Below are 10152 nucleotides of genomic sequence, written 5' to 3'. Positions count from 1 at the left end.
CTTCCGTACGGGGCGCCGCCCCGGCCGCCTCGTTTCCCGGCGGCGCTCAGCCGCCGGCCAGTTCCAGCGCCCGCCGCAGGTTGTGCTCGGCGATGCCCGCCATCGCCTCCCGGTCGGGGAAGTCCCCGTCGAGCAGCCGCAGCGGCCCCGCCGTCAGCGAGAGCCGCTGCGCCAGGGTGTAGAGGGCGAGCCGGTCCTCGTCCAGCCCGTCCACCGCCAGCGGCCGGTAGTCGGCCGCGCGCAGGCGGATCCGCAGGAAGACGTGCTCCCACTCGACGTCGAAGTACATCGCGCCCTCGAGGTCGATCAGCACCGGCCGGCCGGTTGCGTCCACCAGCACGTGATCGGGGCCCAGTTCGCCGTGCACCACCGCGTGCTCCGCGCGCGGGCGCACCGCCGCCGCCAGGTCCTGCAGCCGCCGTGCCAACCGCTCCCGGGCGTCCGCGACCCGGGCGTCGCGCGCCGCGGCCTCCGCGAGGTCGCGCAGTGCGCGGTCCAGGACGACGGCCTCGCAGGAGGCCCCGCGGGAGGCCCCGCCGCCGTCGACCACGGCCACCTTCCCGTACCCGGGCGCCCGGTGGCACCGCATCGCCGCGAGCGCCTCCCCCAGCCGGTCCAGCACCGGGGCGGCGGCGCGCGGGTCGCGGGCGAGCAGCCTCTCCAGGTTCTCGCCGGGCACGTCCTCGACGACCACCAGGTCGGCCGGGGCGCCGTTCCCGTGCTCGCCCTCGCCCTCGCGTCCGATGTACCGGATCTCCGGGACCCGGACGCCGAGCGCGGCCAGCCGGGCGTGCGCGGCCACGAACAGGCCGGCCCCGAGCCCGGGCGAGAACGGGTCGGCGAGGTCGTCGTCCCCCTCGGCCGCCGGCCAGTAGTTCTCGGCGGCGGCCCACCGGTAGGCGATCGCCGACGTCCCGTCGTCCGTCACCAGGCGGTACACGCCCTTCTTGCTGCCGCCGGCCAGCCGTTCGGCGGCCGCCAGCCTCCGTCCACCGCCGAACGCGGCCCGTGCCGCACCCGCCAACCGCTCCCGCACCGTGGCCCCGCCTCTCCTCGCCCCGACCGGCGAACGCTACCGCCGCAGGTGGCGGCTCACGTCACCGACCAGGGTGATCCGCACCCGTCGCTCCACGAACCGCCACCGGCCGTCCTCCCCGCGCGCGAAGCGGTCGTGGTACCGGCCGGCCGCGACGGCCTGCAACGGCAGTTCGGGCAGTGCCTGGAACACGGTGACGTACGAGCGGGCCGCCGCCGTCCCCGCCCGCTCGTCCACCTCGACCGCCACGTTGCCGGTGACGTGCTGGGTCCGCGGCGTGCCGTCGGCGTACACGACGAGCGTCTCCCGGAACATCGCCTCGACCGCCTCGGCGCCGCTCACCGGCGCGCCGCTGCCGACGAAGGTGGCGTCGGCGAGCAGCGCGCCCAGCCCCGCGAAGTCACCGTCGTCGACGAGTTCGGCGTAACGCGCGATCAGGTTCTCGATCTCGCGGTGGCTCGGCAGCGGAGCCGCGGGTGCGGACACGTTCTCCCCCGGGGACGGACGGACAGTCACCCCCCGACCCTCCCACGGCCCGACCGGTGCCGGGGAGGAGGGGGGTCAGGCCGCCACGGCCAGCCGGGAGATCTCGGCGGCGACGGCCTCCGGTTCGGCGGCGACGGTGACGCGGGCGACGCCGTCCAGCCCCGGGTGGGCGCCGACCCGGACGGAGTGGCGGGCGTTGCGCAGCAGGTCGAGGTCGTTGATGTCGTTGCCGAAGGCGTCGTAGGCGTCGATCCCCAGCGAGGTCAGCGCCTCCCACTTGTTGGTGGTGCCCGGGGCGAAGTCGATGATCGCCTCGTCGAGGTGGTGGTTGACGGCCATCCCGAGCGCGCGGCAGGACTCGGCGAGGCCCGCCGGGTCGGTGGCGTCGACCACCAGGAACTTGACCACGGCGGGGAGTTCGGCGAGTTCCACCCGTCGGGCCAGGCCGCCCTGGTCGACCCGGCCGCGGATCGGGTGGTCGGCCGGACCGGTGTACGCGTAGTCCCACGGCCCGTCGGCGAGGTAGCCGGCCCGGAACCGCTCGACCTCGGCCAGCAGCCTGCCGAGTTCACCGGCTTCGAACGCCGCCCGGGCCCGCACCTCGCCGTCGACCGAGACCAGGCTGCCGTTGCCGCCGATCAGCGTGGCGGCGGGGAAGGCCCCGTCGAGGACCGGCAGCAGGTCGCGGACCGGCCGGGCGGAGGCGAAGACCAGCCGGTGGCCCGCCCGCTCGCAGTCCTCCAGGGCGGCGAGGATGCGTGCGTCGATCGTCCGCCCGTCGAAGCAGAGCGTGCCGTCGATGTCGAAGACCGTGGTGGGAGCGCTGGAAGTCGTCATCGTGTGATCGTATCCAGCCGCTTCCGCCACCGACCCGCCGCCCGGTGGCGGCCGCCGGTCCGCGTGGCCGGTCAGCCGGGGGTGGTCGGCACGGCGGCCGGCATCCGGTGAACCGATCGGCCCGCCCGCGCTCGTCCGCCGCTTCGGCCACCGGGGTCGGGCCGCAGGTCAGCCCAGTCGCGCCGCCGGCCGCACGGCCCCGTCCGGCGGGCCGGCCGCGCCGTCACCGGACAGTTCCGCGAGGTAGCGCGAGCGCGCCATCGGCACGGCGCCCAGGCTCCGTACGTGCGGCCCGTCCCACTGCGCGTCGAGCAGCCGCCCGCCCGCCTCGGCGAACCGCGCCCCGAGGTCGGCCACGGCGACCCGGGCGGCGTCCGGCCGGCGGTGGAACATCGAGTCCAGGCTCAGCACCGGCCCGACCGCGACCCCGAACACCCCGCCGATCAGCTCCTCCCCCTCCCACACCTCCCCGCTGTGCGCCGCCCCCAGCTCGTGCAGCCGCACCAGAACCTCCGCCAACTCCCCTGTCAGCCAGACGGGTTGGCGCCCCTCGGCGCAGGCCGCCAGCACCCGTTCGAAGGCCTGGTCGGCGCTCGTCCGCCAGCCGGCCCGGTGGCGCAGCCGCCGCGCCAGCCGGCTCCCGATCCGCACGCCGTCGGGCGCGATCACCGGCCGGGGGTCGGGCGACCACCAGGCCAGCGCGTACGGGTCCGCCCCGCCGGGCAGCAGTGCCACCTCCCCCGTCTCGACGTCGCCGCCGTACACGGCCTCGTTGTACGCGCTCGCGTGGACGTCCGCCGCCGGCAGCGGGAACAGCCCGCGCCGGTACGCCGCGAGCAGTTCGTCGGCCCCGAGGGTCCCGCCGAAGGCCACCGGACCGTCCGCGGGCGCGCGGCCGAGGTCGAGCGCGTCCAGCGCGGCGCCGAGGGCCGTCACGGCGAAGCCGCCCGCAGGAAGCCCTCCCGCTCCAGCCCGGCCAGGTAGTGGTCGATCAACTCGGCGCTCACCGGAGGGAGTTCGATGCCGCTCCCGGCCAGCGCCGCATCCGCGTTCGCCCGGTCGAAGAGCGGGAACGTCGGCCGGAAGTACATCTCGCTGATCGACAGCTCCGACCCCGGCGCCCGGTCCACGAACAGCGGGACGAACGGCGCGACGGGGTGCGTCGGGTGCCCGGCGGCGAACCGGACCAGCCCCCGCACCCAGTCCCGGTAGGGCAGTTCGGCGATCCGGTGGCCGCGCGCCCGCAGCCGCCCGGCCAGATCGGCGAGCACCCCCGGCCGCGGCGAGGTGAGGTGGTAGGCCTCGCCGGTGGCGGGCGCGTGGGCGGCGATGTGGGCGACGGCGCGGGCGAACCGGTCGGCGGGAACGAAGTCGAGCAGCAGCCGGACGTCCGGGCTGGTCCCGCTGTCAGCCAGGTAGGCGATCAGCGCGCACAGTTCGGTGCCGGTGTTCATCACCCCGTCCGACAGGTCCCCGGTGACGTCGTTGGTGCGCAGCACGGTGACCGGCAGCCCGGCGGCGGCCGCGTCGTGCAGCAGCCGCTCGGCGACCCATTTGCTCTCGACGTAGCCGACGCCGAGCCGTTCCGGGTGGGCGAGCGGGGTCCGCTCGGTGACCTTCGGGACGCCCGCCGTGCCGAAGCCGGCCAGCACGGCGAGGGTGGAGAGGTAGTGCACCGGGATGCCCCGGCTGTGGCCGGCGAGCCGGACGACCTCCCGGGTGCCGCCGACGTTGGCCTCCCGCAGCTGGTGGTAGGGGTAGAGGAAGTTGACCTGCCCGCCGAGGTGGAAGACCGCGTCCAGTCTTTCGGCCATCCAGTCGAACCGACGGTTCGTCAGGCCCAGTCGTGGCCGGGTGAGGTCGCCGACCAGCGGCACCACCCTCGGGTCGGCGAGGTCGTGCCGCAGGAAGCGCTGCTGCGCGGCCCGCAGCCGTTCCAGCGCGTGTTCCTCGTCCGGCGCGCGGACCAGGCAGTGGATCCGCGCCCGGGTGGTGGCGAGCAGCGCGTGCAGCAGGTGGGCCCCGCAGAAGCCGGTGGCGCCGGTGAGCAGGATCTCGGCGGGGTCGGCCCGGGAGGGCGCCGGGTTCCAGGACTGCCGGACGTCCTCGGCGAGCCGGGCCTCCGCGAACCAGTCGACGGCTCCGTCCCCACCGCCGCGCGCCTCGCCGCCCGGGGTCGCCGCGCGGGCCTCCGGGCGCGCGGCGCCCAGCGCCCGGGCGAAGGCCCGCAGCACAGGTTCGCGCAGCAGCGCGCGGGTGAGCGTCCGCACCTGCCCGACGTCGACGCCGAACATGATCCGGGCCCGCGCCAGCATCTCCATCGCGAGCAGCGAGGTGCCGCCGAGGACGAAGAAGTCATCGTCGGGGCCGACCCGTTCGACCCCGAGCAGCTCGGCCCACAGCTGTCCGACGGCCTCCTCGACCGCCCCCGGGCCCGCCTCCTCCCCGGTCGTGCGCACGGGCTCCGCGGGCCGCACCGGGGCGTGCGGCAGCCGCCGCCGGTCGATCTTCCCCGCGGTGGTGAGCGGCATGGCCTCCAGCGGCACGAACTCGGCCGGCACCAGGTACTCCGGCAGCCGCTCGGCCAGGAACGCCCGGATCCCGGCCGCCCCGCCGGCCGCCCCGGGCGCGAGCGTGTAGTAGGCCGTGAGCGTCCGGCTGCCGTCCGCCGCCCGCCCGTCGGCCGAGACCCGAGCCTGCCGGACGTCCGGGTGCGCGGCCAGGACGGCTTCGGCCTCGGCCGGGTCCACCCGGTGTCCGCGCACCTTCACCTGGTCGTCGAAGCGTCCGAGGATCTCCAGTTGCCCGTCCTCCCGCCAGCGTCCGGCGTCGCCGGTGCGGTACATCCGCTCGCCGGGCAGCGTCGCGTACGGGTCGGGCAGGAAGGACTCGGCGGTGAGGCCGGCCTGCCGCCAGTAGCCCCGGGCGAGGCCGGGCCCGCCGAGGTGGATCTGCCCCTTCTCGCCGGGGCGGACGGGGCGCAGCCGCGCGTCCAGCACGTGCACCCGCACTCCGGGCAGCGGCCGTCCGATCGGCACCGGTGCGGCGGAGGCGCCCGGCCCCGCGCCGAGCAGCTCCGCGGTGACCTCGCAGAGCGTGGAGGTGACGGCCGCCTCGGTGACCCCGTACGCGTTGAGCAGCCGGGCCCCGGGCAGCCGGTCCAGGCAGCGGCGGCAGTCGTCGGCGTGCACGGCGTCCCCGCCGACCACCACGAGCCGCGGCCCGCGCGGGCCGGGCCCGCCGGGCGGGAGCAGGTCGAGCAGGTGGTGCGCGTAGGCGGGGGTGAGGTCGGCGACGGCCAGGTCCAGAGCGGGCAGCCGCCCGGCCAGGTCGGTGGGCGCCCAGGTGCCGCCGGTGTTCCCGCCGCCGCCCAGCACCACGGTCGCGCCGGCCAGCAGCGCGCCGAAGACCTGCTCCAGCGCGGTGTCGGAACCCAGCGCGGCCAGTTGCAGCACGCGTTCACCCGGGCGCAGCCGGTAGGCGTGGACGATCCGGTCGAGGGTGAACAGCAGTGCGCGGTGGGTGACCGGAACGCCCTTGGGGCGGCCGGTCGTGCCGGAGGTGTAGATGAGGTACGCGAGGTCGTCGGGGGCGGCGCCGTCGTCGAGCAGGAAGCCGCCGGGCCGGGCCTCCGGTGCCGGCGCGTGCGCGCCGTCCGGGCTCAACACCTCCGCCCCGGCGGCCCCGTGGAACCCGTCGCCGTCCGCGACGACCACCCGCGCCCCGCTGTCCTCGACCAGCCGGGCCAGCCGTCGCGGCGGGTGGCCCGGGTCCAGCGGCAGGAAGGCGCCGCCCGCCTTGAGCACGGCCAGCCAGGCGGTCACCAGGGCGGCCCCGCGTTCCAGGCAGACCGGCACCACGTGCTCCGGCCCGGTCCCGCGGGCCCGCAGCGCGGCGGCCAACCGGTCGCTGCGCAGGTCGAGTTCGCGGAAGTCGAGGGTGGCGTCGGCGGCGACGACGGCGATCGCCTCCGGGGCGTGCGCCACTCGCGCGCGGAACAGGCCGTGCACCGTGTCCGCGAACCCGGCCGCCTCCCGCGGCACGGGGGTGCCGCCGGCGATGCCCAGCCCGGCCGGGCGCCACTCGCGCTCCACCCAGGCCCGGCAGTCGGCCCGCCCGGCCGGCCCGTACAGCTGCCGCCAGCCGGCCGGGACGGTCAAGTCCCCCGGCCAGATCGCGTACTGACCGTGGCCGTTGCGGACCACGGCGTGACGACCGGAGCCCGCATCCGTTCGTGCGCCCTGTGCGCTGTCTGCTGCGTCATCCACCGGCTTGACCTCGTGCTGTGGCGGCAGAATGCTGGGGAGTGCGACATTTCCGACTATACGCACTCACACCCCTGGGAGGACGTCCGGTCGCACGCCGACCGGGCGCCTCGCCGCTTCGCGAATACGCACACCCGCCGAACCCGGGCCGACCGCGTCCCACCGGCCTCGCCCGTCCCGCCCTCACCCGAACTCCCCTGCCCGACCGGCGGGGTGGTGTCGCGGAGGAGGTAGCCTCGTTGACTCGCCGGCGACAACGCCTGATGGCCTGTTACCTGCTCTGGATGGTGCTGTTCACCGGCATCTACTACGCGAATCCGGGCCAGCGGATCATCTGGTGGACGGGCATCGGCCTCGGCGGCGTCGCCGCCATCGTGGCCGGCGTCCGCCTCAACCGCCCCGCGCACGCGCGGTTCTGGTACGTGCTGGCACTCGCCAACCTCTGCTTCACGGCAGGCGAGGTGGTGCAGGCCGTCCAGTTGGACATCCTGCGCCTGCCCAATCCGTTCCCCTCCGCCGCGGACGGCTTCTACCTGGCCGAGTACGTGCTGTACGCGGTCGGCCTGCTGGGCTTCATCCGCTGGCGCACGGCCCGTCAGGACCGCGCCGGGCTGCTCGACGCGCTCATCCCCACCATCGGGCTGGGCCTGCTCGCCTGGATCTACCTGATCCTCCCGTACGCCCGGAACCCGGACCTCGGCTGGTTCCAGAAGGCCGTCTCGATCTCCTACCCGCTCGGCGACGTCGTCGTCCTGGCCCTGCTGCTGCGGCTGCTGACCTCGCGCGGCGGCAGCTCCCGCTCGCTGCGGCTGCTCGCCGTCGGCGCGCTCGGCCTGCTGGTCTCCGACGTGCTGTACGGGCTGATCCAGCTGCACGGCACCTGGCACATCGGCACGCCCGTCGAACTCGGCTGGGCCGCCTTCTACACCGCCTGGGGCGCGGCGGCGCTGCACCCGTCGATGGTCGAGCTGACCCGGCCGGTGCCCACCCAGCAGCCGGACCTGAGCACCTCCCGGCTGGTGCTGCTCACCCTCGCCTCGCTGATCGCCCCGGCGATCCTGATCATCGAGGCGCTGGCCGGCAACACCAGCAACGCGGGCGTGATCGGCGCCTTCTCCGCCCTGCTGTACCTGCTGGTGCTGGCCCGGCTGGCGGTGGTCGTCTCCGCCCGCCGGCAGGCCGTCGCCCGCGAGCGGACGCTGCGCGAGGCCGGTGCCCGGCTGACCGCCGCCGTCACGGTGGAGCAGGTCGCGGACGCCGCCCAGGCCGCCGCCTCCACCCTGATGCCGACCGAGGCCGGACACGTCGCCCTGCTCACCGTCGCGGAGGCCGGGACGCTGCACGTCCGGCACGCCGAGCGCGGCGCCGACCGGCCCACCCCCGGGGAGGCCGCGCGGTCCGACTCCGACCGGGTGCTCGCGCTCGCGGCCGGCCGCCGGACCCTGCTGCTGCCCGTGGGCTCCCTCGGACTGCGCGGCCCCGACCCGTCCGACGGCGGCTTCCCCGCCCGGCTGGGCCGCATGCCGTTCGCCCTGGTCTGCCCGCTGACCCTCGCCGAGCGCCCCTCCGGCGACCCGCTGATCGGCGCGCTCGTCGTCACCGGCACCGAGCAGGAGCTGACCAGCCTCTGGGGCTCGCTGGAGATCCTCGCCGCCCAGGCGGCCCTGGCCGTCGAGCGGGTGGTGCTGAGCCGGGAGGTCACCCGCCGCAACAGCGAGCTGTACTTCCGCACCCTGGTGCAGAACGCCAGCGACGTCATCCTGATCCTCGACCCGGACGACGGGGTGCGCTACGCCTCGCCCTCCGCCGGGACGGTGCTCGGCCACCCGGACCTCGCGGGCACCCCGCTGACCGACCTCGTCCCGACCGAGGACAGCGGGGAGGTCGCCGGGGCGCTGGCCCGGATGCGCGGGGCGGGCGGTCCGCCGCGCGGCGAGCAGCCCCGCGAGCACTGGCGGCTGCTGCGCCGGGACGGCACCACGATCGAGGCCGAGGTCCGCTCCGACGACCTGCGCGCCGACCCGACCGTCGGCGCCCTGGTGCTCACCCTGCGCGACGTGACCGAGCAGCGGCGGATGGAGCGCGAGCTGACCCACCGGGCCTTCCACGACGCGCTGACCGGCCTGGCCAACCGGGTGCTGTTCCTGGACCGGGTCGGGCACGCGCTGTCCCGGGGCGAGCGCAGCGGGGCCGTGACCGGGGTGCTCTTCATCGACCTGGACGACTTCAAGGTGGTCAACGACACCCAGGGCCACGCGGTCGGCGACGAGCTGCTGGTCGCCGTCTCGCTGCGGATCTCCACCGCGCTGCGCGCCTCGGACACCGCCGCCCGGCTCGGCGGCGACGAGTTCGCCGTACTGGTGGAGGACGCGAGGCGGCCCGCCGACGTGGACACCATCGCGGCCGGGGTACTGGCGGTGTTCGCCGAGCCGTTCAAGCTCACCTCGGGCGCGGTCCGGGTGACGGCCAGCATCGGTGTGGCCACCACCGAGGACAGTGTGGACGCCACCGAGCTGCTCGCCCACGCCGACCTCGCGCTCTACTCCGCCAAGGCGGCCGGCCGCCGCCAGTGGCGCCACTACCGGCCGGCCCTCCAGACCGGGATGGTGGAGCGGCACGAGCTCAACGAGCACCTGGACTCGGCGATCGCCGAATCGGCCTTCCAGCTGTACTACCAGCCGATCGTCGACCTGCGCTCGGGCGATCTGGTCTCCTTCGAGGCCCTGGTCCGCTGGCCCCACGACCGGCGCGGCATGGTGCCGCCGGACGAGTTCATCGCCCTCGCCGAGGAGAGCGGCCAGATCGTCCCGCTCGGCGCCTGGGTGCTGGAGCGGGCCGCCCAGGAGGTCGCCGCCTGGCAGGCCGCGAGTTCGCGGGCCCGTACGGCGGCCGGCCGGCCCCCGCTGCGGGTCAACGTCAACGTCTCGGCCCGGCAGTTCCGCGACGCCGGCTTCGTGGACGTGGTCCGCCACGCCCTGGCCGACTCCGGCATCGACCCTCACACCCTCGTCCTGGAGCTCACCGAGTCCGTGCTGATGCGCCGCGACGACCGCGTCCACGCCGACATGGCCACCCTGTCCGGCCTCGGCGTCGGGATCGCCATCGACGACTTCGGCACCGGCTACTCCTCCCTGTCCTACCTGCGCGAGTTCCCGATCTCGCTGCTCAAGATCGACAAGTCCTTCATCGACGGCCTCGGCCACTCGCCCCAGCAGTACGCCCTGGTCGAGGGCATCACCCGGATCGCCGACACCCTCGGCGTCCAGGTCATCGCCGAGGGCATCGAGCACGCCGACCAGCGCGACCTGCTCGCCGCCATGGGCTGCCCGCTCGGCCAGGGATACCTCTTCGCCCGCCCGATGGACTCCCGCCAGGCCCGCGCCCTGGTCCGCCGGACCTCCTACGAACCGGCCTGAACGCCGCCCTCCCGCCCCTTGCGCCACTCCTCGCGCGGGGCGCGCGACAGCAGGGTGAGCAGCCCGGCGGCAGCGAGGAACGCGCCCGAGCGGAGGCCAAGGCTCCTTGGCC

6 protein-coding genes are annotated in these 10152 nt (G+C 75.8%); 1 reads left to right on the top strand and 5 read right to left on the bottom strand.

Annotated elements, in window-relative coordinates:
- Positions 1-46: 46 nt before the first annotated feature.
- The 5 genes from ACFRMQ_RS31415 to ACFRMQ_RS31395 all read right to left on the bottom strand — a co-directional run bounded on the left by ACFRMQ_RS31415 (position 47) and on the right by ACFRMQ_RS31395 (position 6627).
- The gene (locus ACFRMQ_RS31415) at positions 47-1036 is read right to left on the bottom strand and encodes a phosphotransferase family protein (protein WP_380734111.1); all 990 of its coding nucleotides are present in this window, start codon (positions 1034-1036) and stop codon (positions 47-49) included.
- Between the two features lie 36 nt (positions 1037-1072).
- Entirely contained in the window at positions 1073-1522 is a 450-nt protein-coding gene (locus ACFRMQ_RS31410) for a nuclear transport factor 2 family protein (protein WP_380734110.1), read from the bottom strand.
- A 75-nt stretch (positions 1523-1597) separates the two neighbouring features.
- A complete protein-coding gene (locus tag ACFRMQ_RS31405) occupies positions 1598-2359 on the bottom strand; it encodes an HAD hydrolase family protein (protein ID WP_380734109.1) in 762 nt (253 codons plus the stop codon).
- A 168-nt stretch (positions 2360-2527) separates the two neighbouring features.
- Positions 2528-3295 (bottom strand): leucyl/phenylalanyl-tRNA--protein transferase, encoded by a 768-nt coding sequence (locus tag ACFRMQ_RS31400; RefSeq protein ID WP_380734108.1) that lies wholly within the window; start codon positions 3293-3295, stop codon positions 2528-2530.
- Complete coding sequence (locus ACFRMQ_RS31395; RefSeq protein WP_380734107.1) at positions 3292-6627, bottom strand: amino acid adenylation domain-containing protein; 3336 nt, start codon at positions 6625-6627, stop codon at positions 3292-3294. Before ACFRMQ_RS31395 ends, ACFRMQ_RS31400 begins: the two co-directional genes overlap by 4 nt.
- A gap of 236 nt (positions 6628-6863) precedes the next feature.
- On the opposite strand from ACFRMQ_RS31395, the gene ACFRMQ_RS31390 reads away from it, so the two are divergent.
- Entirely contained in the window at positions 6864-10040 is a 3177-nt protein-coding gene (locus tag ACFRMQ_RS31390; protein WP_380734106.1) for a putative bifunctional diguanylate cyclase/phosphodiesterase, read from the top strand.
- The last annotated feature ends 112 nt before the right edge of the window (positions 10041-10152 follow it).

This window comes from Kitasatospora sp. NPDC056783, assembly GCF_042789895.1.
Lineage (GTDB): Bacteria > Actinomycetota > Actinomycetes > Streptomycetales > Streptomycetaceae > Kitasatospora.
This window is presented reverse-complemented; position numbering and strand designations above follow the sequence as displayed.

Excerpts from the sequence above, each read along its gene's own strand:
- ACFRMQ_RS31405 (WP_380734109.1), bottom strand. The coding sequence starts at position 2,359 with ATGACGACTTCCAGCGCTCCCACCACGGTCTTCGACATCGACGGCACG.